The sequence below is a fragment of the Pseudogulbenkiania sp. AW2-16 genome, from assembly GCF_056824575.1.
In genome coordinates, this window is record NZ_CP157668.1 from 3445644 (window position 1) to 3469579 (window position 23936).

A 23936-nucleotide genomic window follows, 5' to 3' on the forward strand; every position below is an offset into this window, starting at 1 on the left:
ATCCCGCCATGCCCTTGCACAACGTCAGGATCAGCCAGGTATTCGGGGAAATTGCCGATCTTCTCGACATTGAAGAAGCGAACCCGTTCCGTATCCGCGCCTACCGCAATGCGGCCCGAACCCTGAGCGAATACCACCAGGAGCTGGCCGCGTTGGTGGCACAAGGGCTGCCTTTGCCCAAGCTGCCCGGCATCGGCGCGGATCTGGGCGCCAAGATCGTCGAGATCGCCCATACCGGCACCTGCGCGCTTCTCGATCGGCTGCGCGGCGAGGTGCCGCCGGCGGTGGCCTATTTGCTGTCGATACCCGGCCTGGGTCCCAAGCGGGTCCGCACCCTGTATCACGAGCTGGCGATCACCTCGCCGTCCCACCTCCAGCACGCGGCGGAACAGGGCCTGGTGCGTCAACTGCCGGGCTTTGGCCCCAAGCTGGAGCAGCAGCTGTTACAGGCGCTGGCCAAGCACCTCGACACCCATGCCCGGCTGGCGCGCGCCAGCGTGCGCCCGACCGTGGAGAAGCTGCTCGACTACCTGAGCCGCGTGCCGGGGGTACGGCAGGTCGAGGTGGCCGGCAGCTACCGGCGCCGCCGCGACACGGTCGGCGACATCGACATCCTGGTGGCCGCCGCGCCGGGCTACGACGTGCCGTTTGCCTTTACCGCCCATGAAGACGTCGACGAGGTGCTGGCGCAGGGCACAACCAAGGCCAGCGTGCGCCTGCAGAATGGCCTGCAGGTGGATTTGCGCGTGGTGCGCCCGGAGAGTTTCGGTGCGGCGCTGCTCTATTTCACCGGCAGCAAGGCGCACAACATCGCCCTCCGGCTGATGGCGCGCGAGCGCGGCCTCAAGATCAACGAATACGGGGTATACCGTGACGGGCAACGCATCGCCGGCGACAGCGAGGCCTCGGTCTACGCCATACTGCATCTGCCCGTGATCCCCCCTGAGCTGCGAGAAGCGCGCGGCGAGATCGAGGCGGCACGCCACGGCAGCCTGCCCACATTGCTGAGCTGGCAGGACCTGCGCGGCGATCTGCACACCCACAGCGTCGCCAGCGACGGGCAGAACAGCATCAAGGACATGGCGCTCGCCGCGCACGCGCTGGGACTGGAATATCTGGCCATTACCGATCATTCGCCGCAGCAACGCCTTGCCCGCGGACTGAACGAGGAGCGCTTGCTGGCGCAGCTGGACGAGATCGACCGGCTGCAAAGCGCCGGCGGCCTGGGCGTTACCTTGCTCAAAGGGATGGAGGTCGACATTCTGGAAGATGGCCGGCTCGATCTTTCCGCCGCGCTGCTGGACAGACTCGACATCGTGGTCGCCGCGATGCACGACCACTTCAGTCTCTCACGCGCCAAGCAGACCAGCCGGCTGTTGCGCGCGCTCGACCAACGCGTGCACATCCTGGGCCACCCCACCGGACGGCTGATAGGGCGACGGGCGCCGATCGCAGTCGATTTTGCCCTGGTGCTGCACCGCGCCCGAGAGGTCGGCTGTGTGCTGGAGCTCGATGCCCAGCCGCTGCGGCTGGACCTGGACGATCTGCACTGCCGCGAAGCCAAGGAGGCCGGGGTGCTGATCAGCATCAACTCCGACGCCCACAGCACGGCGGAGTTGCGCAACCTGCGCTACGGCGTGGAGCAGGCGCGACGCGGCTGGCTGGAACGACAGGACGTGCTCAATACCCGCCCGTTGGCGCAACTGCAGGCCTTCCTCAAGCGGCGCTGAGCGGTGGCATGGAGAACCGCCCTGCTCACGTCTTGTAGCGCCGCATCACTCTTTCCAGTGTCTGCCCCAGCTCATGCAGCGATTGTGCCGCGGCCTCGGTCTCGCGCGTGCTCTCGGCGTTACGGGTGGCCGAGGCGCTGATATCGTCCATGGCCTGCGCAAGCTGGTCGATGCCGGCCAGCTGCTGCTGCGCCGAGACGGCAATCTGGGCCGCTGCCTGCGCGCTCTCGGCAATGCTCTCCGCCAACTGCCGGATCGACTCGCCGGCCGCTTTGGATTGTTTCACCCCCGATTCCACCGCCTGCGCCCCCTGCTCCGCCGTCTGTACGGCGCCGCTGATCGCCTTCCCGATATCGTTGAGGATGGACCGTACCTGTACCGTGGCTTGCTTGGACTGCTGGGCCAGGCTCCTCACCTCTTGCGCCACGACCCCGAAACCCAGCCCCTGTTCGCCGGCCTTGGCCGCTTCGATCGACGCGTTGACCGCCAGCAAATTGGATTGATCGGCCAGGTCGTTCACGGTGGCGATGATTTCGCCGATCATCATCGCATGCTCCGTCAGCTTGATCGTGCTGGCGGCAATCTGCCCCATGTGCTCGCGGATATGCAACATCCGGGCGACGGCATCATCCACCGACTCCTGGCCCAGCTGCGATACCTGGGCGGCGCGCTGAGCGGCTTCGGACACGTGCTGAGCCTTTTCGCTGGCGATCAGCGCGGTCTGCTTGGTCTCGGCCATGGTGATGACGGCCTGGGTCACCGCGCTGGCGCTATCGGCGGCACCGGAGGCGACCTGACTGGCGCCGCTCAGAATGGTGGTAGCCGAACTCGCCAACACCGCCACGCCGCCGCTTATTTCATGATTCATCTCGCGCAGGCTATCCACCATCTCTTCCAACGCCTGCCCCACACTACCCATATAGGACTGCGGGTCGACACGTACGGTCAGATCGCCCTCTGCAATGCGCTGGGCCAGCGCCATCAGCGTGGCATTCTTTTGCAGTTCGCTCTGATGCATCTGGGCGAGGCGCGCGTAGAGCATTCCGTTCTCGAGCAACAACATCAGCAGCACGAAACTGGCGGCCAGCAAGCCATAGATGCGCCCGGCATAGAAGCCCAGATCGAAGCGTCCGGCGTTGAGCATGGCGGACAGGGCGATATCGAACAGCCATGCACAGACCACCACCATCACCCACAGGTCAAGCACCGAACGCACCCGGCAGCGCCACAGCCGGACCAAGGCGAACAGGCTGAAGACCCAGACCGAGACGATGACGTAGACCATGGCCGGGGTGTAATGGTTGCCGCGCATGATTTTCGGGAGCGCGTCCTGCCCGACCGTGGCGGCCACGGTGAACGCACCCACCAAGCCGAACACGCCGGCCACCGCCAGGGGCGTAAACCGTGTCAGGCGACTGAGGCTACGCGGTTGATCCTTCAGCCAGGCGTAGGCGATCACGAACAGCGGAAACCCGGCGTGCCAGAACATATACAGCCAGGCCGTGCTTTGGGGGCCGGCCCCCAGCCATCCCCCCGGCGCAAAAAGATCGGGAAAAGTGAGCGCATGCACCGTGGCCATGCAGGCGGTAAAGAGATAGCCGCACGCCAGCACCAGTAATCCGGGGGTGCGCAAGATGCGGAACTGCCCGAACAGCAGCACCGCCGTGATCAGGTCGTTGATGACCAGCGCCGACTCGTAGACGGGAATAAAGGCCCAAACGCGCGGGAGCGGGAGCTTGGCAAACGGCACCAAGGCCAGAAATATCACGAGGGACACCAGCACCACCGTTTTGACAAGACGCCACTCACGCGGCGTCGGCAGCAACGTGGATAAATATGCCCGGCTCTCCTCGGCCACGTCTTGCACCATCACCCTCCCCCTATCCGCCGGTAAAGACCCCGCCCATGCAGCACACTTGCCGTTTTACTTGTATAGCATGGTCATGCTGTTACTGGCGTGTCGACGTGCCCGCTCCTGGGAATCGCGTAACTGTCGCCAGGCGGCACAAGATGACCTGGCGTCGACTTGTCAGGGGTGGACTCAAGATGCTTTTGCCCGGGTAAACGCCGTGATGGATAGTGCGCCCCGCCCCGGGTCCGCGTGGGTTGACACCCGCTCGTCGGCGACCGCGCTGCCTTGCGGAGTGCCGGTTTTGTCCATAAAACAATGATATGCAATTGACGTTGCCATCGGCATTTGTAACGCCGTACGGCGCCAGCTGATCGATTACGAGGACACCATGGCCACCCTGCTTGATCCGACATCCAACGAACAGAAGTACAGCAAACTCACCAGTGGCGTTATTGTTGGGGCCACCACCGCCAACAGCACGCGGCTCTGGGTCCGCATCTACCAACCTGGCAAGTGGAGTCTGGTCGTCACGGCGAGCCCGCTGAGCGGCGACCTGGTACGGCTGGAAGAAAAGACGGTTCCCGCATTTCTGGCCGGCAACGGGATCGCGGCGGCCTATCTGGGCGAGCACGATTTCACGCATGACAACAGCCTGACCCACGTCTTCGACATCGCCGGCCTCAACCCGGATACCCGGTACTACTACGCGGTCATCGCCAGCGAACTGGATGCGGGCAAGGTGGCGCGCCGCACCGAAATCGGCGGCGATGCGCCGCGCCATTTCCGCACCATGCCGGAGTCCCCGTCCGAGATCGTCTTCGGCTTCTACAGCTGCCACGACCATATCAGCAACAACGGTAGCGCCGGGGCCTGGCCACACTATCTCGAACAGCTGGGAGACACCCGGGCCCATTTCTCGATCGGCGGCGGCGATCAGGTCTACGTCGACACCAACGGCAAGAATCGTTTCCTGGATATCTGGTCCTGGCTGAAGGACAACAAGAAAGCGCTGCTCGACAAGTTTGCCCTTGGCAAAGGCAAGTACGATGAGGCGGGCATCCAGCAATACCTGCTCGACATCTACCGCTGGTATTACCGGGTCTACTGGAGCGTGCCCGAGCTGCGCTCGGTCTTCGAACAAGTTCCGCAGTACATGATCTGGGACGACCACGAGATCATGGACGGCTGGGGCTCATTGACCTGGAAGGAACGCGCGGCGCAAATCTGCTCGTTCTGGGAGGAAGAAGACAGCAAGCCCAACCTGATGCTGTTGCAATTGATGTGGAAAGCCGCCTGCCAGGCTTATTACGAATACGAGCACAGTCACAACCCCGCTACGTCCTACAACGCCGCGGACCCCGACCAATGCCAATGGGACTACGCTTTCCGCCATGGCGGCGCGGCCTTCTACGTGCTGGACATGCGCGGTCATCACGATGTCGAAAAGAACAAGGGCAAGAAAATACCCGACAAGAACATCTTGCTGGGTCAGGCCCAGTTCGACCGTTTCCGCCAGTGGCTGGGGAGCGAGGATGTGAAACAAGCCAATGCGCTGTTCATCGTCTCGCCGGTTCCGGTGGTCCATTGGGTCGATCGCCTGGTCAACTACGCCGACCTCGGTGAAGCCAAGGATGATTTCAAGGACGAGTGGGGTCATGAAACCAACCAATGGGAGCGCAATCAGCTCCTGGAGACCCTGTTCAAGAGCATCGATCAGACCGGCAAGAAAGTGGTGTTCCTCAGCGGGGACGTGCACTGTGCCTCGATCTTCAGGATTCGCCACCGTAAATTCCCCGCCGCCAAGGTCTACCATGCCACCTCGAGCGCCATCTCCCGCAAGCCGGCGCCCAAACTGAGCCTGATCGGCATCAGTTCAGGCGGCGCCATGGAGAATAACGACAATGTCTTTACCGAACGACTGTACGCCCTGACGGGGTCCAACAACTTCCTGATGGTGCGGGCGCGCCCCGGACCCAATCCGGAAATCATCATCGAATTGAACTGGGCGGGCGGCGACGAAGGCGAAATCACCAAACGCCGCATCGTGCTCGATTAAGGCAAGCCAGCGCGGGTCGCCCGCCTTCTGTTCCACGCGGGTCAGGGCCATTGCCGGTCACGTCCTCGTGCCATGGCCCTCTTTCCGGCAGGCGGCCATCCTGCCGTCATCACCTCCTTTTTGCGGTGCGGCGACACCCCCGTATTTCATCGTGATACGCGTGCTGTCGACCTGAACTAACATGAATTGCCACCCTCTTAGTGAAGTAGGGCCGGTTCAGCTAGTTTTCCGGTTATATATCGGCATGCGTTGGCCGTAACGGTACGGCAGCCTGCGCCGCGCAACCGGATGATGCTCCCATCGAACCGGCCAGCTAGTGGGGCGGGTCCGCCCCGGCGGGTGCCTTGACGCCCAGTATCGGTTGTTTTTTCGGCGAACGGAGCACTCGCTTTATCCTGTCTGAAGTTGAAGGAGGAAAGCCATGTTCCGATCACGTTCCGTTCGCACTTCCGTACTGACTTCGTTACTAGGGGCATCCCTGCTGTTGCTGGGCGGCTGTGCCAGCTCAGGCGATGTCGACAAGCTGCGCGCCGATATCGACCGTGCCCAGCAGACCGCCGATCAGGCGATGAAAGCGGCAGCCTCGGCCCAGGCCTCGGCCGACAACGCCGGCAAAAAAGCCGACCAGGCGATGACGGTGGCGAACCAGGCCAATCAGACCGCCAACCAGGCCAACCAGACGGCCACCGATGCCAATCAGCGGCTGGATCGGATGTTCAAGAAAACCATGATGAAGTAGACGAAAGCGAGCGGGTGGGCCTCCGCGTTCAGCGGATGACCACTCGCATGCCAAGCCGCGCCCAGCGCGCGAATTGGTGCAGTTGCGCATTGCTGAGCGCGACGCAGCCATTAGTCCAGTTGAAGTCGCGATGAATACGATAGCTTCCGCGCCCGACGCCATGAATGCCGATGGCGCCCCCCAGCGCAGTGAATTGCGGCGGCAGCCGTCCGGCGCTGGCCGCCAACAGAATATCGTCACGGGTGCCCGCATCGATGCGGCCGTCGTGAAAAGCTTGCTCGGCGTGTTCCGGGCGGGGGTAATCGAGTTGGTAGAAACTGCCGAATACGTGCGGGGTGCGAATGCGCATGATGTGGAAGCTGCCCAACGGCGTGCTGCCATCGCCGTGGTAGTGGAGCGGCGCGACGCCGCCCCGCCCCACCGAAATGTTGTCGAAGCGCTGCAGCGGGCGGCTGCCCTGGTACACGGTAAGGGTGCGGGCGGCGGTATCCACCTCGATCCAGCGCTCGGTACCAGCTTGGGCGGGCATGCTCAGCGCCAGCCACATCAGGGTCAGTGCATACCGGATCAGCCTCGCCATGTGTCTCGCTCCCTTGCCCGCCTTGTCCTGCCCATAACGCTGGCCGTCATCGGCTTGGCCCCCGCGGCGGCCGCTACCTTTGCGCTGCCGACCGACGGCTCGACCGTAGTGGGCCAGGTACTGGTGGTCGAACCGACCGGCAACAACACGCTGCCCGACATTGCCCGCCATTACGATATCGGCTACGAGGAGATCGCTCGCGCCAACCCCGAGCAGTCGGTCTGGACGCCGCACGGCGCCGTGGTGGTGCCGCGCCAGTTCATCCTGCCGCCCAAGCCGTGGCAGGGCGTGGTGCTGAACATCCCGCAGCGGCGGCTGTACTACTTTCCGGCAACCACCAAGGGACAGCCACCGCAACAGGTCATCACCTATCCCATCAGTATAGCGCGCGAGGGCTGGTCGACCCCGCTCGGGGCCACCCGCATCAAGGCTAAATTCAAGGACCCGGCCTGGTTCGTTCCGAAGAGCATCCGCGACGAGCATTTGCGCGAGGATGGCGTCGAGCTGCCGGAGTACTTCCCCCCGGGCCCCGACAACCCGATGGGCATGCTGGCGATGCAGACCGGCTTCCCCGGCATCTTCATCCACGCCACCAACCGGCCGTGGGGGGTGGGCCTGCGCACCAGTCACGGTTGCCTGCATCTGTATCCCGAGGATGCCGCGCAGATTTTCCCGCAGATGAAGGTGGGGACGCCGGTCAGGGTGATCGACGAGCCCGTGCTGGTCGGCAACGATGGCGGCCGCTGGGTGATGGCCACCTTCGAACCGGTGGACGAGTACCCGGACAAGGTTCCGCTGGAGCAGCGGGTCGCGCAAACGCTCTCGACCGTGCCCCTGCCGCCCGATGAAATCGACCAGGAGCGGGTAATGCAACTGGCCACCACCCCGCAACCGGTGCCGGTCGCGCTGTCGGCCTCAGAGCCGGGCCTGGACGACTGGCTCAGCGAGTTGCCCGTCGAGCCGTACAACTTCGAGCCCTACGGCATCGATGCCAACAATGCCCTGCTGCCTCGCCTCCCCGCCAGCGAGGAAATCGAATTGCCGTAACCATGCGCCAAAGGTTGGCCGAAGAAGCGTGAGTTCGGCACCGTGCGTTCGTCAACGCTCCGGGCGCACCATGCAAAAGAGCCGCATTGCGGCTCTTCGTGCTACAGGGTTCAGATCAACCCGAGCCCCTTGAACATCACCAGCAGGATCAGCAGCGGCGTGACCAGCTTCAGCAGCCCGTGCAGGCCCTTCACGATCCGGCCATTGTCCAATACCCCCTGATTGCTCAGCGCCTCCAGCATTTTCTGCTTGCCCCAGACCCAGGCCACGAACAGGCAGATGAAGATGCCGCCCAACGGCAGCAGGATGTTGGAGGTCAGGTAGTCGAACAGATCGAAGAAGGTCATGCCGAACAGTTTGACGTCGGCCAGCACGTTGTTGGACAAGGCGCAGCTGGAGCCGATCAGGCCCAGCAACAGCAGGTTCAGCAAGGTGGCGCGGGGGCGGCTGATACCGAAGCGGCCCACCATCACCGATACCGGCACCTCCAGCAGCGACAGCATGGCACCGGTAGCCGCCACGGCCGCCAGCACGAAGAACAGCACCATGAACACGTGGCCGAACGGCATGCTGGCGAAGACCGCCGGGATGGTGATGAACAGCAGCGCCGGCCCAGCGCCGGGCTGGAAGCCGAAACTGAATACCGCCGGGAAGATGGCGATACCCGCCAGCATCGACACGAACAGATCGGCGCTCATCACGCGCAGCGTGGTGGTTGGGATGTTCTGGTCGTCGCGGAAGTAGCTGCCGTACGTGATCATGGTGCCCATGCCGATGGAGAGCTTGAAGAACGCCAGCCCCATGGCGACAAGCACCACTTCGCCGCTGATCTTCGACCAGTCCGGGGTGAACAGGAAGGACAGGCCCTGCGCCGCGCCCGGCAAGGTCAGGCTGCGTGCGCCAATCACCAGCAGCAACACGAACAGCAGCGGCATCAGCTTCTTGGTCACGGCCTCGATGCCCTTGGCCACGCCAAACAGCAGGATTCCGCCGATCAGCAGCAAGACCCCCCACTGCCACAGCAGCGACTGCACCGGATCGGAAATCAGCCCCTTGAAGGCCGCCGAAGTGACCGCCGGGTTGCTGGAGAGGATGTCACCACGCAGCGCCTTGAACACATAGGCAAACACCCAGGCCGCCACCTCGGTGTAAAACGCCATGATCAGAAACGCCGCAATCACGCCAAAGGCGCCGATCAGCCACCACGGCTGTCCCGCCGGAGCCAAGGTACGCAGCGTGGTCACCGCATCGGACTTCGCCTTGCGGCCCAGCATGATCTCGGAAATCATCACCGGCAAGCCGACCAGCAGCGTGGCCAGCAGGTAGATCACCAAAAACCCGGCGCCGCCGTTGGCACCGGTCACGTAAGGGAATTTCCAGATGTTGCCCAGCCCAACCGCCGAGCCGAGCGTGGCGGCCAGCACGCCGAAACTGGAAGAAAACGCATCGCGGGTTTTGCCCGTTGCCGCCGTGGCCGCGTGTGGAGTGTGATTTTTCATCGAAAACTCTGCCTGAAACAAATGACAAGCCCGTCCCGCTTGTGGCGGGGACGGGCGCTCGGGCGAGAGTGTACGAAGTTTTGATCTGGCCGGCTATTGCCTGGTCGGCCTACTTCCAAAGTCAGAACAGGAAGCGTCGGCGTCCGGCGCTGGGTGGCAGCAAACCGGCATGCGGGACACGAGAGCGCGGGCGAACCATGCCGCCCTGCCCGTCACAGCACCACCGGCCGATCGGACAGTTCGTTGACGCGATGCCCCTCCGCCGGGAAATGCTTCGCCAACAGATGGGTGACCGCGAGGATGCCTTCCACGGCCCCTTCTTCGTAGTGGCCATGGCTGAAGGAGGTTTCCATGATCCGGCAAATGCGCTGCCACTCATGAGCGTCGACCTTGGCATGGATGCCTCGGTCGGCGACGATCTCGACATCGTGATCCGCCAGCAGCAGGTAGATCAGAACACCGTTGTTGTACTCGGTATCCCATACCCGCAGCAGGGAAAATACGTCGAGGGCCTGCGCCCAGGCCGTATGGCCACGGAGCAACGCCGATGTATGCAAGGCACCCTCGACGGCAAAGCGCACTTGTCCGGCATGAAGTCGCTCGCCGTCCTTGATGGCCACTTCGATTGCGTTCAGGGTACTGGCCGTGAAACAGCGCCGGACTTGCCAGGGCGTCACGGTCAGATGCCGAACGATACGTTTGATATTCATGCTCACCACCTGCCCGAGGCGCCGCCGCCTCCAAAACCGCCACCGCCGCCGCTGAACCCGCCGCCACCAAATCCACCGCCCCCTCGGCCGCCGGACCAGCCGCCGCCGCTATGCCATCCGCCGCGCCCCCCCATGCCGCCCAGCAAGGTAAAGAAAAAGGCCATCAACCCCGCCGTGAGCGCCAGCGTGATCGCTCCCAGCACCATCCACGCCAGCACCGCGACCGCACTGCCGGTCACGATCGCCGCCGGCAACCGGCCCAACAGCAGGCGCAGGAATCCGCCCACGACGAACGCCACCACCACGACCAACGGCGCCAGCGAGGACACGCTGACCTGGCGCTGCGCCGCGGGTCTTGACGGCGGCGGCAGGGGCTCGCCGTTGACGACCCCGATGATGCGCGCCACCCCGGCCGTGATGCCGCCGTAGAAATCGCCCTGCTGAAAACGCGGCACGATGATCTCGCTGATGATGCGCTTGCAGGTGGCGTCGTTCAGCGCCCCTTCTAGGCCGTAACCGACCTCGATACGCAGGTTGCGGTCATTCTTGGCCACCAGCAGCAGCGCGCCGTCGTCTACGTTTTTGCGGCCGAGCTTCCACTGCTCAACCACGCGCAGCGCGTATTGCTCGATGGCCTCCTCCCCCGTAGTCGGCACGATCAAAACCGCCAGCTGGCTGCCCTTGCTCGCCTCGAAGGCGCGCAGCGTCTGCTCCAGCGCCTCCGTCTGGTCCGGGCTCAAGGTGGCGGTCTGGTCGACGATGTGGGCGCTCAGCGGAGGCACCGCCACCGTCTGGGCGACCGCCCCCAGGCTCCAGCCCAGGGCCAAGGTCAGCAACAGGCTCCACAGCAACAGCACGCGCCAGGACCGCATCAGGAACCCCCGGCGGCTTTGGGCGGTGTCGACGGCGTGGGCGTACTGCCGAAATCGACACGCGGCGCGGTGGAGAGCGCCTGTTCGTTTTCCACTGTGAAGTTGGGCTTCACCTTGAAACCAAACGCCATGGCGGTCAGGTTGGAGGGGAAGCTACGCACGGTAACGTTGTACTGCTCAACCGCCTTGATGTAGCGGTTGCGGGCGACGGTGATGCGGTTTTCCGTGCCTTCGAGCTGGGCTTGCAGGTCGCGGAAATTGGCATCGGCCTTGAGCTGCGGGTAGTTTTCTGAAACCACCAGCAACCGCGACAGGGCGCCGCTGAGTTGGGCTTGGGCCGACTGGAATTTGGCCAGCGCCTCCGGATCGTTGGCCAGCTCCGGCGTGATCTGGAGGCTACCCACCCGTGAGCGGGCCTCGGTGACCTGCGTCAGCACCTCCTTCTCATGCGAGGCGTAGCCTTTGACGGTGTTGACCAGATTCGGCACCAGGTCGGCACGGCGCTGATACTGGTTCAGCACCTCCGACCAGCTGGCCTTGAGCTGTTCATCATTGGATTGCAAGGTGTTGTAGCCGCAGCCGGACAAACTCAGCAGCATGACGGCAAGCAAGGCGATCCATAGCTGGCGCATTCGATTCCCCTTTGGATATGGCAGCAAGGCACTCAGAGCAGGCATCGTTCGGCTCTGCACCGGGCTGCCCTGAATCATTTCATTACAGCTTAACCGGTAACAAAAAACAAAATGACATCAAGGTGAGAGACAGGGGAAACGGAGATGCCCGGACTTCATGGCAGAGACAGGCCGGCGCACACCACAGCGGCAGTCGTCGTGACCACGACGACTGCCGCCATTGCAGAAAGCGCTACAGCAAGAAGAATGATGGGCGATCACTCCCCGCCCACCGGCTACAGGTTCAGCTTGGAAACCTTGGTGCCTTCAAACGTCAGGTTCGCCATCAAGCCGTTGTTGGTCAGGGCAAAACCCACCACCGGCTGTTGCGCCGTATTCAGGTCGATATCGCCATTGGCACCCATTTTCAGCAACGCCACCGAGGCGTCCGCCCCTACCGTCCAGCCCGAGCCAGAGCGGAATTTGTCGAGCGCGTCCTTGGTCATGAAAAGGAAGATGATGGCCTTGGACTGGGCGCCGATCTGCCAGCCGAACGAGGCACTCGCCGTCTGGTAGTAGCCGGAAGGCTTGCCGTCAACCCGCAGCGCCCCCTTGCCGTACTCGCCGCCGACAACCAGCCCGGCCGCGATGACCGACGGGAAGATCAGCACACCCTGGGCTTTGGCCACCAAGGCGCGAGAGCTCGGCGCGTTACGGTACAGGCGTGCCAACGTGGCGTCGTACCCGGCGTCGATTTCACGCGCCTCGCTCGCTGCATTCATCGAGCGAGTCGAAGGCGATTCGCTCATCTTGCCGGTGGTGGTCGTGCAGCCGCTGGCCAACACCGATAATGCTGCCACTAATCCAATGCATAACTTTCTGGTTTGCATATCGTCCTCCTGATGGTCTCGAGGTAGTACCGGGGAACACGATTGCCCCCGGTGGAAGGCAGTTGAAGTGCGTGGGATGGAATCGGCCCCGCACCGCCTGCCGCGACCGTGAACGGCACAGCCCCCACGGATGACCTGAAGCAGTACGGCAACGATGGTGATGGAAAGATGAGATGAAGCAAGTTGCCAAGCGTATACAACGTCAGCCGGCCGAGAACCGACCACAGCCAGATACCATGACCATGGACTGAAACAACACGACTTCTCGGCATGCCACGACAGGGGAACTACGAGCCTTGCCCTCCGTTATAGCACCCTGACAGATGACACAGGCGGCCGGGTGGCAGGCCAGCATCGGCTTTCCCGGCCAGTGAAGAAAACCCTCTGTATCGGGGCGGATAATTTTGCCGGCAAAAAAACGTTGCAATGCATTGACGCCACGAGCGGGAATCGATATTATTCGCCGCTCTTCAGGAGGGATTCCCGAGCGGTCAAAGGGATCAGACTGTAAATCTGACGGCTCTGCCTTCGAAGGTTCGAATCCTTCTCCCTCCACCAGTATTCGATAGAAAGCCCGGACATTTGTTCCGGGCTTTTTGTTTTTCCTGTCCGGCACCCAGCTAATGACAGCCGATTGCCGAGCGTCGACGTTCACCGTCGGCATGGCGTCATCGTCGCCCTGCTTTCACTTCCAGAAGCTCTCTAAGCGCTCCCTCTTGCAACCCGATGCACAATGCGGCCGTGGCGTCATGTAGCGTGGCCGACACCCGTCGCCGGGCCTGCCTGACCGCCGATGTCCCGGAACGCCAGACGGTAATGGGTTGCCAAGGCTGGAACCATTCACCCATAGGGCATACCATGATGCTCTACCCCACCCCCGTCAGCCATGCCCACCGATCCGGTGGTCAGCACGCGTTCCCACAAGGAGATAACGTTATGAAATGCCTGGCATTACGGCATGTAGCCTTTGAAGACTTGGGCGTCTTCGACACCGTATTGAAACAGTTCGGCTATGACGTCGAGTACCGCCAGGCCGGCATCGACCGGATGGAGGCTGACGACTGGCTCAGCCCCGACCTGCTGGTGGTACTGGGGGGCCCCATCGGCGTCTACGAACAGGCTGATTACCCTTGGTTGGGGGGCGAGATCGATGGCGTGGCCCGACGCCTGACTCAGGGTCTGCCGACGCTCGGCATCTGCCTGGGCGCACAGATCATGGCCGCTGCGCTCGGGGCCCGGGTCTACCCCGGCCGGGCGAAGGAAATCGGCTGGGGCGCGGTCTCGCTCTCGGCGGCCGGCAATCGCTCCAGCCTGTCTTGTTTGCAAGAGGTGCCGCTGCTGCACTGGCATGGCGACACGTTCGACCTGCCGGCCGGCGCGCAGCTGCTCGCGTCCACCGAGCTGACCCCGCACCAGGCTTTTGCCTGGGGCAACAACGCGCTGGCGCTACAGTTCCACCCCGAAGTCGACGGCCATCTGATCGAGGCGTGGCTGATCGGGCACAGCGGCGAGTTGCAGCATGCCGGCCTGTCGGTTCCCGAGCTGCGTGCCGCCAGCCACCGCTTCGCCGACCACGCGGCCCGGGCCGGCGCGGCGATGCTGGGCGCCTGGCTGCGGCAACTGGGTACGACGCGATGCGAATAGCGGTGGATGCGCTGCTGGTCGGCCGTTCCGCACCGCTGGCAGGCACTTCTCACCAGAGCGGAATCCACAAGAGCCTGGTTGCGACGCCGCTCTGGCTATCGGAACAGGGCTTCGACGGTGACGAGCAGGCGGACCGACGGGTGCACGGCGGTCCGGAAAAGGCCGTTCATCATTACCCGCGCGATCACTACCCCGCCTGGATCGAGCAGTTGGGCGCACAGCCGCTGCTGCTGGCGCCGGTGCCTTCGGCGAAAACCTCTCAACTCGCGGCCTCACCGAAGAATCTATCTGTGTGGGGGATGTTTTCGAGTTGGGCCAGGCGGTGGTGCAGGTGTCGCAGGGACGCCAGCCGTGCTGGAAGCTCAATGCCCGCCTGGGGCACAAAGGAGCGGCCAGGTTGATGCAGGACATGGGCCGGACCGGCTGGTATTACCGTGTGCTGCAAACCGGCTGGGTGCGCCCGGGGGATGTGCTCGTGCTCGCCGAGCGTCCTGAACCAGCCTGGCCCTTGCTGAGGGTGATCCACGCGCTGTTCGGGCGAGAGCCCGAGCAAATGCGCGAGTGGGCCGCCGCCGCCGAGCTGGCGCCACTGGCCGAGAACTGGAAACGCACCTTCCGGCGCCGCCTCGAGAGCGGCGCCGTGGAAGACTGGTCGAGACGGCTGGAAGGCTGAAGGCGTGGCCGGAGCCGATCTTCCCGGCTTCGGCCAACCCCGCCTCCGGCACGGGCGCGACGGGGCTAACCGCGCTCAGAACCTGTTTACGATCTCGCGGGCTAGAGCGAGACAAGGCAAAAACGGCTGAGGAAGCGGCGTTTACACGTGGTAAATGCGCATTCCGAAGACGGCTTTAACGCCGTCTCGCCGACGCGCAGCAGATCGTAAACGGGTTCTCAGGGCAGCCGCGCCTGCGGCGTGATCTGGCGCGGGTCGACCTTCAGCTCGATCAGCGCAGGACCGCCGGCCTCGGTGGCGCGGGCGAACGCGGCCGGGAAGTCCTCGCTGCGTCCCACCACTTCGGCGTGCGCACCCAATGCCTGCGCCAGCGCGACGAAATCCGGGTTTTGCAAATCCGTGGCAAAGGGGCGTGAAGGGTATTCGCGCTCCTGGTGCATGCGGATGGTGCCGTACATGCCGTTGTTGACCACGATCACCACCACCGCCGCGCCGAATTGCCGCGCCGTAGCGAGTTCCTGCGGGTACATCATGAAGCAGCCGTCACCGGCGAAGCACACCACCTGCCGCTCGGGGTGCTGCAGCTTGGCGGCAATCGCCGCCGGCAGGCCGTAGCCCATGGCCCCGTTGGTCGGCGCGAGCTCGGTGGCGGGCCGGCGGTAGCGGTAGAAACGGTGCACCCAGACGGCGTAGTTGCCGGCGCCGTTGCTGACGATGGCGTCGGCCGGCAACACTTCGCGCAAGTGCGTCATCACCTTGCCCATGTCGACGCCGCGGTGTTCGGGCGAGGTCGCGGGCGGGGTGCTGAAGGCCAGGTACTCGGCACGGGCATCTTGCGTCCACTGCCGCCAGGCATCGCCATCGAGCGGCGGCAGTTCGCCAAGCGCTCCGGCGAAGGACTGCATCCCGGCATTGATCGGCAGGCGGGCGCGGTAGACCCGGCCCAATTCTTCCGGGTCGGCGTGAACGTGGATCAGGGTCTGCGCCGGCTGCGGGCTGGCGATCAGGGTGTAGCCGTTGCTGGTGACTTCCCCCAGCCGGGTGCCGATGGCGAGGATGAGGTCGGCGCCGCGCACCCGTTCGGCCAACTGTGGCGACAGCCCGAAACCGAGATGGCCGACGTAGTGCGGGTCGTCGTTATCGAACAGGTCCTGGCGGCGGAAGGCGGTGGCCACCGGCAGCGCGTTGGCCGCGACGAAGCGATGCAAGGCCCGGCAGGCTGGCGTGCTCCAGCCACTGCCGCCGACTACCAGCAAGGGGCGCTGGGCAGCACTCAGGAGCCGGTGCAATTCGCTCATGTCGGCTTGAGACGGCGCGGCCTGCACCGCTTGTGCCGCTACCGCCGGCCCCGCCACGCCCTGGCTGAACAGGATATCGTCCGGCAGCGCCACCACCACCGGCCCTGGCCGGCCCGACATCGCCACGCTGAAGGCACGCGCCACCACTTCGGGGATGCGCTCGATGCTCTCGATCTGCGTCGCCCACTTGGCCAGGCCGCCGAACATCCTGACGTAGTCGACCTCCTGGAACGCCTCGCGGCCGAGAAAGCCGCGCTCGACCTGGCCGATGAACAGGATCATCGGGGTGGAATCCTGCATCGCGGTGTGCACGCCGTTGCTGGCATGGGTGGCGCCCGGCCCGCGCGTGACGAAGCAGATGCCGGGGCGCCCGGTGAGCTTGCCGTAGGCATCGGCCATGTACGAAGCCGCCCCTTCGTGGCGGGTGACGACGGTGCGCACGCCCTGTTCGTCGCGCAAGGCATCGAGCACCGGCAGGTAGCTCTCGCCGGGCACGCAGTACACTGCCTCCACCCCGTTCTTGACCAGTGATTCGACCAGAATCCGCCCGCCGTTACGCGGTGCCTCGATGTCCTGCATGGCAATCCTCTCTAATCTTCCATGAACCGCAATCCTGACGCGGCGTGGTGCGCCGCGACCTGCTCTCGTTCGCCGGGTGGGGTGTGATCGTGCGAAACCGGTGCTCAGTCTCTGCCTTCCCCGTGGCGTGCTCAAGCGATGCATTTTGCTTAGCTCATTCCGGAAACTCATCAACTCGGCCATGGATTCACTCTGCCGCGCAGGAGCGTCGGAGGAGTCAGGCGTAGCGGAACCCGGCATCGGTGGCTCCCGGCGTTGACGGGGCGAGGCAAGAATAGCGCGGCAAAGGAATAGCACCTCCACCCCTCCTGCACTCATGCAGGAACACGCCGTGCGAAGGTGCCGCAGCAAGTTGGCGAACGGGTTCTAAGATGAAAGCAGCGACAGGCAGGAGTGAACCATGGATACAGGCAAGGTTGCGGTGATCGTCGGCGTCGGCCCGGGTCTGGGCTGCGCCCTGGCACAGCGTTTCGCCCGCGCCGAGATGCACGTGGCACTGGTGGCGCGCGACGTGAACAAGCTGGAAGGGCTGGCGGCCGACTGCACCGGCGTGCATCACGCCGGCCGGGCTTACGGCTGCGATGCTACCGACGAGGCGGCGGTCGAGGCGCTGTTCCAGAATATCCGTAGCGACCTAGGAGAGCCGGACCTGGTGGTGTACAACGCCGGGCGTTTTGCCCCGGCGGGTCTGCTCGACACCAGCCGCGAGGAGTTCGAGCGCTGCTGGCGGGTGGGTTGTCTGGGGGGCTTTCTGGTCGGGCGCGCCGCGGCGCGCGGCATGGTGGCGCGCATCGAGAACGGTGGTGCCGGTGGCACCATCCTGTTCACCGGGGCGACGGCCAGCCTACGCGGCAGCGCCGGCTTCCACAACCTGGCGGTGGGCAAGTTCGGCCTGCGCGCGCTGGCGCAGAGCATGGCGCGCGAGTTGCAGCCCAAGGGCATCCACGTCGCTCACGTGGTTCTCGACGGCCACATCCGACCGCAGTCACCAGGAGAACTCGGCACCGCGCCGAACCCCGACGACATGCTGGACCCGGCGGCGATCGCCGAGGCCTACTACCAGCTCTACCGTCAGCCGCGCAGCGCCTGGACGCACGAACTGGACCTGCGCCCCTGGACGGAGCGCTTCTGAGGCCGGTCCAGACCGGTCACCGCAAGCCAACGGGACGCGTGCCGGCAGAGGCAAAAAAACGCACCCCCCGCTTGACCATGCCGCTGTGCGTGCAATCCTGGCATGGCCATTCAAACGGGGGATGCGCATCAGAAATAGTCGTACCCTTTTACCGGCACGCTATCCGTCCTGGCTTCTTTCCATTCCTCGAAATCGGCCTTGTGATCCCAGAAGAGATACCAGCCGTGATGCTGGTCCTCGACGACTTCCGGATGTTCGGCAAGAAAGCCGTCCATGAACTCGGTGAACGGCGATACGTAGCCGGAATGACCCACCCGGTACGGTTCCCTCGGGGCAATCATCGTCTCACCCTCCCGTTACAACTTCCATGGCGGGAAAAACCGCCACTAGGTTAGAGATTTTTCCAGTCGGGGTGGTTCCCGTTCCATCCGCATATAGTGACATGCGTTACAATCCCAATCCACTGAAAACAAAGGAACTATTTTTGATTAACAGTTGTTGCACCGTGCACTTTTGCCTTTTTGGCCAGTCTAAGAAGAGGCGCAGAGTGCGCCCCGTTCGATTGAGTGCTGAAAGGAGTTTGCTATGGATCTTCACATGCATTCGCATCAGCTGACACATCGGCTGCCCGACTGGCGGGCGGCGTCGCTGGCTGGGGTTCTGGCAGGTGTGGTTTTCCTGCTGCTGGACATGCTGGCCATGGTTATGGCGGGTGGCAGCCCATGGGCTCCTACTCACATGATCGCCGCCATCGTCATGGGCAATTCGGCACTGGGGTCGCCGGCGATGTTCAATATCGGCATCACGGTGGTTGCCCTGATCGTGCACTTTGCGCTGGCTATCGGCATGGGATTGATCCTGGGTCTGATCATGGCACCGTTCCACTTCGACTCGAGCTGGGGCATGGCCTCGGCGGTAGGGGTGGTGTTCGGTTTCGTGATCTACGTGGTCAATTTCTACGGCATGACCCAGTTCTTCCCGTGGTTCGCGGAAGCCCGCAGCTGGACGACGCTGATCGCCCACCTGGTATTCGGTATTGTGGCGGCAGATGCCTACCTGAAACTGGAACGTAAAGAACCCGACAGAGACATGTCGGAAATGGCTCGCTGACCGAGCAAACACCCAGCCCGGGGCATCCCCGGGCTTTTCCATGCCTGCCGGCTTCGGCCAACGTTGGCCGAAGAAGCATGTTCAGCGGCGGATCAGCGCGACAGCGGCAGCAGCCCGGCCAGGCGCTCGAGCCGAAGGTGCTGTTCCAGCGAATCGGCCAGGCGGTCGATGTGCTGCTCGCGCAGGGCGCGGTAGTCGAGCGGCAGCGGTTCTTGCAGCCCGGCCCAGGCGAGCAGTGCACGGCAGGCCTCGGCGTGGTCGAACAGGCCGTGCAGATAGGTGCCGAGGATCTGGCCGTCGTCCGACACGGCACCTTCGCCGCCGCCGGCCAAGCTCACCGCCGGGCGGGCCAGCGCCGGGCCGCTCGACACCCCCATGTGGATTTCGTAGCCGCTCACCGCGGCATCCGCCACCGTGAGCCGCCCTTCCACCCGCTCCAGCCGCTTGTGCTCGGTGAGGGTGGTTGCCATGTCGAAAAGATTGAGCCCCGGCGTGCTGCCGGCCTCGCTCTCCAGCCCGAGCGGGTCGTGCAGCTCGCGCCCCAGCATCTGGAAGCCGCCGCAGATCCCGATCAGTTTGCCGCCCAGGCGCAGGTGGCGGCGGATCGCCGGCTCCCAGCCGTTAGCGCGCAGCCAGGCCAGATCGTTGCGGGTGTTCTTGCTGCCGGGCAGCACGATCAGGTCGGCCGGCGGAATCGCCTGCCCCGCCCCGACCAGGGTCAATTCGACCTGCGGGTGCAGGCGCAGCGGGTCGAAATCGGTGTGGTTGCTCAGGCGCGGGAGCACCGGCGCCACCACGCGCAGGCGCTCGGTGCTGCGCGCGCCGCCCGGCGCGTTCTGCCGCGTGAGGCTGTCCTCGGCCTCGATGTGCAGCCCCATGAGATACGGCAGCACGCCCAGCACCGGCTTGCCGGTGTACTGTTCGAGCCAGTCGAGCCCCGGCTGCAGCAGCGCGAGGTCGCCGCGGAAGCGGTTGATGACGAAGCCGACCACGCGGCGCTGTTCCGATTCTGACAACAGCGCCAGCGTGCCGACCAGGTGCGCGAACACGCCGCCGCGGTCGATGTCGGCCACCAGGATCACCGGGCAGTCCACCGCCTCGGCAAAACCCATATTGGCGATGTCGCCCTCGCGCAGGTTGATCTCGGCCGGGCTGCCCGCTCCTTCCACCACGATGCAGTCGTAGTGTTCGGCCAACCTTTGGTGCGATTGCAGCACCGCCTTCATCGCCTCGGGCTTGTAGCGGTGATAAACCGAAGCTTCCATATTGCCGATGGCCTTGCCCTGCACGATGACCTGGGAGCCGACGTTGCTGTTGGGCTTGAGCAGGATCGGATTCATGTCGGTGTGCGGCTCGACGCCGCAGGCCTGCGCCTGCACCGCCTGCGAGCGGCCGATCTCGCCGCCGTCGACGGTCACGGCGCTGTTGAGCGCCATGTTCTGCGGCTTGAACGGGGCGGTACGGATGCCGCGACGCGCCAACAGGCGGCACAGCCCGGTGGCCAGCGTGCTCTTGCCGGCGTCCGAGGTTGTACCCTGGATCATGATGGTTTTGGCTGGCATGGTTTGACTCCGGGCGCGCTTTTTCCTGACGATCATCCTAGAATGACGCCTTTCGTATTGATGGTGATCGATGCGCGGCGTGCTTCAGCGCAACGTCATCGACCGGCAAAACCGGAATTATATAGGCGCACTTCGTGACTTCCCCCGTTTTTCTGCTGTTGGCTGTTCTCCTCGACAAACTCTTCGGCGAGCCGCCGCGCTGGCATCCCCTGGTGGGCTTCGGCAAGCTGGTGCGCTGGCTGGAACGCCGGCTCTACCCCGCCGCCCCGGCGCAGGAAACCGAGCAGTGCATGCGCTTGCGCGGCGCGATCGGCATCGCCCTGCTCCTGATTCCGTTCACCCTGCTGGCGGCGCTGCTGGCCTGGCTGCCCTTCATCGGCGTGTTCTACAGCGTGGTGCTGCTCTACCTCGCCATCGGCGCCAAGAGCCTGACCCAGCACGCCGAGGCGGTAATCGAGGCGCTGGAGCGGCACGACCTGCCTCTGGCGCGCCAGCGCGTCGGCATGATCGTCAGCCGCGACACCTCGCAGCTTTCCGAGCAGGACGTGGCGCGCGCCACCATCGAATCGGTGCTGGAAAACGGCAGCGACGCCATCTTCGCCGCGCTGTTCTGGTTCCTGCTCTTGGGCGCGCCCGGCGCGGTGCTGTACCGGCTCGCCAACACGCTGGACGCGATGTGGGGCTACAAGAACGAGCGCTACCTGCATTTCGGCTGGGCCGCGGCACGCTTCGACGACGTGCTGAACTTCATTCCGGCGCGGCTCACCGCGCTGACCTATATCGCGCTGGGCGACCGCCGCGCCGGCTGGGCGTGCTGGCGCGCGCAGGCGCCGACCTGGTACAGCCCCAACGCCGGCCCGGTGATGGCGGCCGGTGCCGGCGCGCTGGGCGTGGCGCTGGGCGGTGCGGCCAGCTACCACGGCCAGCTCAAGGCGCGTCCGGCACTGGGGCTGGAACGCGCCCCGGATTGCGGCGACATCCGCCGCGCCGTGCGCCTGGTGCAGCGCGGTCTGTGGCTGTGGGTCGGCATCGGCCTGCTGCTGGCGCTGGTGACGGGAGGCCTCAATGCTTGACCACGGCGGCGGCATCTTGGCGGCGGCGCGCCGTTTCAACATCCCGGTGGAGGACTGGCTCGACCTCTCCACCGGGCTCAACCCGCACGGCTGGCCGGTGCCGCCGATTCCGGCATTCGCCCGGCAGCGCCTGCCGGAAACGGCGGACGGGCTGGAGGCCGCCGCCGCCGGGTATTACGGCTGTGACTCCCTGTTGCCGGTAGCCGGCTCGCAACCGGCGATCCAGGCGCTGCCGCGGCTGCGTCCGCCCGGCCGGGTCGGCCTGCTGGCCGCCACCTACGCCGAACACCCGCACGCCTGGGCACGGCACGGCCACGAGGTGGTGCGCCTGACGCCGGAGCGCATCGACGCGGCGCTCGATACGCTCGACGTGCTCTTGGTCTGCAACCCCAACAACCCGACCGGTTGGTCCGCCACGCCGGAACAGTTGGACGCCTGGCGCACCCGGCTGGCAGTGCGCGGCGGCTGGCTGGTGGTGGACGAGGCCTTCATGGATTGCACGCCGGAGCACAGCATGCTGCCGCGCATCGGCGTGCCGGGGCTGATCGTGCTGCGCTCGATCGGCAAGTTCTTCGGCCTGGCCGGCGCTCGAGCCGGCTTCGTGTTCGCCGGGCGCGAGTTGCTCGCCCGGCTGCAGGAAGAACTCGGGCCGTGGACGCTGAGCGGGCCGGCCCGCGTGGCGGTGCGGCTGGCCTTGCAGGACACGGACTGGCAGGCGCGCACGCGCGAGCGGCTGGTCGCCGACAGCGCCCGGCTCGCCCGGCTGCTGGCCGCGCACGGCCTCGCCCCCGATGGCGGCAGTACGCTGTTCCAGTGGCTGGCGCACCCCGCCGCCGCCGCGCTGCACGACTTCCTGGCCCGCCGCGGCATCCTGATCCGCCTCTTTGCCGAAACCGGCAGCGTCCGCTTCGGCCTGCCGGCGAGCGAGGCCGCCTGGTCGCGGCTGGAGGCCGCGCTGGAGGGTTGGTGTATACCTCAAGAGGAGGCATGCACCGACCTTGAACACAACACGCAACGCTAACGGCGGCCCGCCCCGCGCCATCCGGCTCGGTCTGCGGGCGAACCTGGCCCAGTTCAGCCTGCTGGTGCTGGTCAACGCCTTCGTCGGCGCCATGGTCGGCATGGAGCGCTCCATCCTCCCCGCCATCGCCGAGCGGGAGTTCCATCTGGCGGCGCACACCGCCATCCTCGCCTTCATCGTGGTGTTCGGCGTCTCCAAGGCGCTGACCAATTACGTCGCCGGCCGTTTCGCCGACGTGCACGGCCGCAAGACCATCCTCGTCACCGGCTGGCTGATCGCCACGCCGGTACCGTTCCTGCTGATGTGGGCGCCGTCCTGGAACTGGGTGCTGCTGGCCAACGTGCTGCTGGGCGTGAGCCAGGGCCTGACTTGGTCCATCACGGTCATCATGAAGATCGACCTGGCCGGCCCGCTCAACAGGGGGCTGGCGATGGGCATCAACGAGTTCGCCGGTTATGTCGCGGTCGGCGCGGCAGCGCTCGCCACCGGCTGGCTTGCCGCCCGCTACGGGCTGCGGCCGCAGCCGTTCTACCTGGGCGTGGCCTTCGTGCTGGCGGGCCTGCTGCTGTCGCTGCTGGCGGTGCGCGAGACGCACGCCCATGCCCGGCACGAAGCGCTGCAGCGGCCGGACGCCCACCCCGGCCTGCCCTCGCCCGGGACGATCTTCTGGCGCACCAGCTGGCAGGACCGCAACCTGTCGTCCATCTGCCAGGCGGGTTTGGTCAACAATCTCAACGACGGCATGGCCTGGGGCCTGTTTCCGCTGGCCTTCGCCGCCGCCGGCATGAGCCTGACGCAGATTGGCTGGCTGGCCGCCGTCTACCCGACGGTGTGGGGCGGCTGCCAGCTCGTGACCGGGGCCATGTCCGACCGCATCGGCCGCAAGGGGCTGATCGTGGCCGGCATGTGGCTGCAGGCGGCCGGCATCGTCGTCACCGCCGGCAGCCTGCGCTTCTCCGGCTTTCTCGCCGGCGCGGTGCTGCTGGGCATCGGCACGGCGATGGTCTACCCCACCCTGCTGGCGGCCATCGGTGACGTGGCGCATCCGGGCTGGCGGGCCTCGGCGGTGGGGGTGTACCGCCTGTGGCGCGACCTCGGCTACGCCATCGGCGCCCTGTTGTCCGGGGTGGTGGCCGACCTGTTCGGCATGGCCAGCGCGATCTGGCTGGTAGCCGGGCTGACATTCCTTTCCGGGGCGATTGCCGCGCTACGCCTGCAGGAAACGCATACGACTCCCCGCTGACACGAGCGCCCCTCA

The 23936-nt window shown here is 65.1% G+C and carries 21 protein-coding genes, 1 tRNA gene and 1 pseudogene; 13 read left to right on the plus strand and 10 right to left on the minus strand.

Annotated features, from left to right (window positions below; all coding sequences use genetic code 11):
* The first annotated feature begins 8 nt into the window (after nucleotides 1–8).
* A complete protein-coding gene (polX, locus tag ABKF58_RS16635) occupies nucleotides 9–1730 on the plus strand; it encodes a DNA polymerase/3'-5' exonuclease PolX (RefSeq protein WP_482582132.1) in 1722 nt (573 codons plus the stop codon).
* Nucleotides 1731–1755: 25 nt separating this feature from the next.
* Here polX and ABKF58_RS16640 read toward each other — a convergent pair whose 3' ends face one another.
* Nucleotides 1756–3507 carry a methyl-accepting chemotaxis protein gene (locus ABKF58_RS16640; protein ID WP_482582134.1) on the minus strand — a complete coding sequence of 584 codons (1752 nt, stop codon included), beginning with the start codon at nucleotides 3505–3507 and terminating at the stop codon, nucleotides 1756–1758.
* Between the two features lie 463 nt (nucleotides 3508–3970).
* On the opposite strand from ABKF58_RS16640, the gene ABKF58_RS16645 reads away from it, so the two are divergent.
* Entirely contained in the window at nucleotides 3971–5638 is a 1668-nt protein-coding gene (locus ABKF58_RS16645) for an alkaline phosphatase D family protein (RefSeq protein WP_482582136.1), read from the plus strand.
* 421 nt (nucleotides 5639–6059) lie between these two features.
* A complete protein-coding gene (locus ABKF58_RS16650; RefSeq protein WP_482582138.1) occupies nucleotides 6060–6377 on the plus strand; it encodes an Lpp/OprI family alanine-zipper lipoprotein in 318 nt (105 codons plus the stop codon).
* Between the two features lie 28 nt (nucleotides 6378–6405).
* Here ABKF58_RS16650 and ABKF58_RS16655 read toward each other — a convergent pair whose 3' ends face one another.
* Entirely contained in the window at nucleotides 6406–6957 is a 552-nt protein-coding gene (locus tag ABKF58_RS16655; protein ID WP_482582140.1) for a L,D-transpeptidase family protein, read from the minus strand.
* On the opposite strand from ABKF58_RS16655, the gene ABKF58_RS16660 reads away from it, so the two are divergent.
* Nucleotides 6958–8004, plus strand: a complete 1047-nt coding sequence (locus tag ABKF58_RS16660) for a L,D-transpeptidase family protein (protein WP_482582142.1) — start codon at nucleotides 6958–6960, stop codon at nucleotides 8002–8004.
* A 110-nt stretch (nucleotides 8005–8114) separates the two neighbouring features.
* Here the strand turns inward: ABKF58_RS16660 and ABKF58_RS16665 are convergent, their stop codons facing one another.
* The 5 genes from ABKF58_RS16665 to ABKF58_RS16685 all read right to left on the minus strand — a co-directional run bounded on the left by ABKF58_RS16665 (nucleotide 8115) and on the right by ABKF58_RS16685 (nucleotide 12586).
* On the minus strand, nucleotides 8115–9503 hold the full coding sequence (locus ABKF58_RS16665; RefSeq protein ID WP_482582144.1) for a sodium-dependent transporter: 1389 nt from the start codon (nucleotides 9501–9503) through the stop codon (nucleotides 8115–8117).
* Nucleotides 9504–9715: 212 nt separating this feature from the next.
* Nucleotides 9716–10213: a TPM domain-containing protein gene (locus ABKF58_RS16670; RefSeq protein ID WP_482582146.1), complete on the minus strand. Its 498-nt coding sequence runs from the start codon at nucleotides 10211–10213 to the stop codon at nucleotides 9716–9718.
* A 2-nt stretch (nucleotides 10214–10215) separates the two neighbouring features.
* Nucleotides 10216–11085 carry a TPM domain-containing protein gene (locus ABKF58_RS16675; RefSeq protein WP_482582148.1) on the minus strand — a complete coding sequence of 290 codons (870 nt, stop codon included), beginning with the start codon at nucleotides 11083–11085 and terminating at the stop codon, nucleotides 10216–10218.
* Complete coding sequence (locus tag ABKF58_RS16680) at nucleotides 11085–11717, minus strand: LemA family protein (protein WP_482582149.1); 633 nt, start codon at nucleotides 11715–11717, stop codon at nucleotides 11085–11087. Before ABKF58_RS16680 ends, ABKF58_RS16675 begins: the two co-directional genes overlap by 1 nt.
* Before the next feature lie 275 nt (nucleotides 11718–11992).
* Nucleotides 11993–12586, minus strand: a complete 594-nt coding sequence (locus tag ABKF58_RS16685; protein WP_008954051.1) for a BPSL1445 family SYLF domain-containing lipoprotein — start codon at nucleotides 12584–12586, stop codon at nucleotides 11993–11995.
* A gap of 473 nt (nucleotides 12587–13059) precedes the next feature.
* On the opposite strand from ABKF58_RS16685, the gene ABKF58_RS16690 reads away from it, so the two are divergent.
* From ABKF58_RS16690 to ABKF58_RS16705, 4 genes and pseudogenes are all read left to right on the plus strand, one after another.
* Nucleotides 13060–13144, plus strand: a tRNA-Tyr gene (locus tag ABKF58_RS16690).
* Nucleotides 13145–13522: 378 nt separating this feature from the next.
* Entirely contained in the window at nucleotides 13523–14230 is a 708-nt protein-coding gene (locus ABKF58_RS16695; RefSeq protein WP_482582151.1) for a glutamine amidotransferase, read from the plus strand.
* 191 nt (nucleotides 14231–14421) lie between these two features.
* Nucleotides 14422–14645 (plus strand): annotated as a pseudogene (locus tag ABKF58_RS16700) (MOSC domain-containing protein); the annotation flags it as partial.
* 138 nt (nucleotides 14646–14783) lie between these two features.
* A complete protein-coding gene (locus ABKF58_RS16705; RefSeq protein WP_482584396.1) occupies nucleotides 14784–14903 on the plus strand; it encodes a 3-alpha domain-containing protein in 120 nt (39 codons plus the stop codon).
* A gap of 218 nt (nucleotides 14904–15121) precedes the next feature.
* Here ABKF58_RS16705 and ABKF58_RS16710 read toward each other — a convergent pair whose 3' ends face one another.
* Nucleotides 15122–16780 carry a thiamine pyrophosphate-binding protein gene (locus tag ABKF58_RS16710; RefSeq protein WP_482582153.1) on the minus strand — a complete coding sequence of 553 codons (1659 nt, stop codon included), beginning with the start codon at nucleotides 16778–16780 and terminating at the stop codon, nucleotides 15122–15124.
* Nucleotides 16781–17180: 400 nt separating this feature from the next.
* Here ABKF58_RS16710 and ABKF58_RS16715 point away from each other — a divergent pair, with 400 nt between their 5' ends.
* On the plus strand, nucleotides 17181–17912 hold the full coding sequence (locus ABKF58_RS16715) for an SDR family NAD(P)-dependent oxidoreductase (protein ID WP_482582155.1): 732 nt from the start codon (nucleotides 17181–17183) through the stop codon (nucleotides 17910–17912).
* A 128-nt stretch (nucleotides 17913–18040) separates the two neighbouring features.
* Here ABKF58_RS16715 and ABKF58_RS16720 read toward each other — a convergent pair whose 3' ends face one another.
* On the minus strand, nucleotides 18041–18253 hold the full coding sequence (locus ABKF58_RS16720; RefSeq protein ID WP_008954046.1) for a DUF3460 family protein: 213 nt from the start codon (nucleotides 18251–18253) through the stop codon (nucleotides 18041–18043).
* Nucleotides 18254–18497: 244 nt separating this feature from the next.
* Here ABKF58_RS16720 and ABKF58_RS16725 point away from each other — a divergent pair, with 244 nt between their 5' ends.
* The gene (locus tag ABKF58_RS16725) at nucleotides 18498–19022 is read left to right on the plus strand and encodes a hypothetical protein (protein ID WP_294863829.1); all 525 of its coding nucleotides are present in this window, start codon (nucleotides 18498–18500) and stop codon (nucleotides 19020–19022) included.
* Between the two features lie 92 nt (nucleotides 19023–19114).
* On the opposite strand, the gene ABKF58_RS16730 is transcribed toward ABKF58_RS16725, so the two are convergent.
* A complete protein-coding gene (locus tag ABKF58_RS16730) occupies nucleotides 19115–20584 on the minus strand; it encodes a cobyric acid synthase (RefSeq protein WP_482582157.1) in 1470 nt (489 codons plus the stop codon).
* 134 nt (nucleotides 20585–20718) lie between these two features.
* Between ABKF58_RS16730 and cbiB the strand changes: the two genes are divergently transcribed.
* Genes cbiB through ABKF58_RS16745 form a run of 3 tightly spaced genes read left to right on the plus strand, consistent with a single transcriptional unit; the run spans nucleotide 20719 to nucleotide 23921 of the window.
* On the plus strand, nucleotides 20719–21657 hold the full coding sequence (gene cbiB / locus ABKF58_RS16735) for an adenosylcobinamide-phosphate synthase CbiB (protein WP_008954043.1): 939 nt from the start codon (nucleotides 20719–20721) through the stop codon (nucleotides 21655–21657).
* On the plus strand, nucleotides 21650–22678 hold the full coding sequence (cobD, locus tag ABKF58_RS16740; RefSeq protein ID WP_482582159.1) for a threonine-phosphate decarboxylase CobD: 1029 nt from the start codon (nucleotides 21650–21652) through the stop codon (nucleotides 22676–22678). The genes cbiB and cobD overlap by 8 nt, the downstream gene beginning before the upstream one ends.
* Nucleotides 22656–23921 (plus strand): MFS transporter, encoded by a 1266-nt coding sequence (locus tag ABKF58_RS16745; protein WP_482582161.1) that lies wholly within the window; start codon nucleotides 22656–22658, stop codon nucleotides 23919–23921. Before cobD ends, ABKF58_RS16745 begins: the two co-directional genes overlap by 23 nt.
* The last annotated feature ends 15 nt before the right edge of the window (nucleotides 23922–23936 follow it).

Bases quoted from the DNA above. Each gene is read 5' to 3' on its own strand.
- polX (WP_482582132.1), top strand. From the start codon at position 9: ATGCCCTTGCACAACGTCAGGATCAGCCAGGTATTCGGGGAAATTGCC.
- ABKF58_RS16645 (WP_482582136.1), top strand. From the start codon at position 3,971: ATGGCCACCCTGCTTGATCCGACATCCAACGAACAGAAGTACAGCAAA.
- ABKF58_RS16650 (WP_482582138.1), top strand. From the start codon at position 6,060: ATGTTCCGATCACGTTCCGTTCGCACTTCCGTACTGACTTCGTTACTA.
- ABKF58_RS16655 (WP_482582140.1), bottom strand. From the start codon at position 6,957: ATGGCGAGGCTGATCCGGTATGCACTGACCCTGATGTGGCTGGCGCTG.
- ABKF58_RS16665 (WP_482582144.1), bottom strand. From the start codon at position 9,503: ATGAAAAATCACACTCCACACGCGGCCACGGCGGCAACGGGCAAAACC.
- ABKF58_RS16670 (WP_482582146.1), bottom strand. From the start codon at position 10,213: ATGAATATCAAACGTATCGTTCGGCATCTGACCGTGACGCCCTGGCAA.
- ABKF58_RS16675 (WP_482582148.1), bottom strand. From the start codon at position 11,085: ATGCGGTCCTGGCGCGTGCTGTTGCTGTGGAGCCTGTTGCTGACCTTG.
- ABKF58_RS16680 (WP_482582149.1), bottom strand. From the start codon at position 11,717: ATGCGCCAGCTATGGATCGCCTTGCTTGCCGTCATGCTGCTGAGTTTG.
- ABKF58_RS16685 (WP_008954051.1), bottom strand. From the start codon at position 12,586: ATGCAAACCAGAAAGTTATGCATTGGATTAGTGGCAGCATTATCGGTG.
- ABKF58_RS16695 (WP_482582151.1), top strand. From the start codon at position 13,523: ATGAAATGCCTGGCATTACGGCATGTAGCCTTTGAAGACTTGGGCGTC.
- ABKF58_RS16705 (WP_482584396.1), top strand. From the start codon at position 14,784: ATGCGCGAGTGGGCCGCCGCCGCCGAGCTGGCGCCACTGGCCGAGAAC.
- ABKF58_RS16710 (WP_482582153.1), bottom strand. From the start codon at position 16,780: ATGCAGGACATCGAGGCACCGCGTAACGGCGGGCGGATTCTGGTCGAA.
- ABKF58_RS16715 (WP_482582155.1), top strand. From the start codon at position 17,181: ATGGATACAGGCAAGGTTGCGGTGATCGTCGGCGTCGGCCCGGGTCTG.
- ABKF58_RS16720 (WP_008954046.1), bottom strand. From the start codon at position 18,253: ATGATTGCCCCGAGGGAACCGTACCGGGTGGGTCATTCCGGCTACGTA.
- ABKF58_RS16725 (WP_294863829.1), top strand. From the start codon at position 18,498: ATGGATCTTCACATGCATTCGCATCAGCTGACACATCGGCTGCCCGAC.
- ABKF58_RS16730 (WP_482582157.1), bottom strand. From the start codon at position 20,584: ATGCCAGCCAAAACCATCATGATCCAGGGTACAACCTCGGACGCCGGC.
- cobD (WP_482582159.1), top strand. From the start codon at position 21,650: ATGCTTGACCACGGCGGCGGCATCTTGGCGGCGGCGCGCCGTTTCAAC.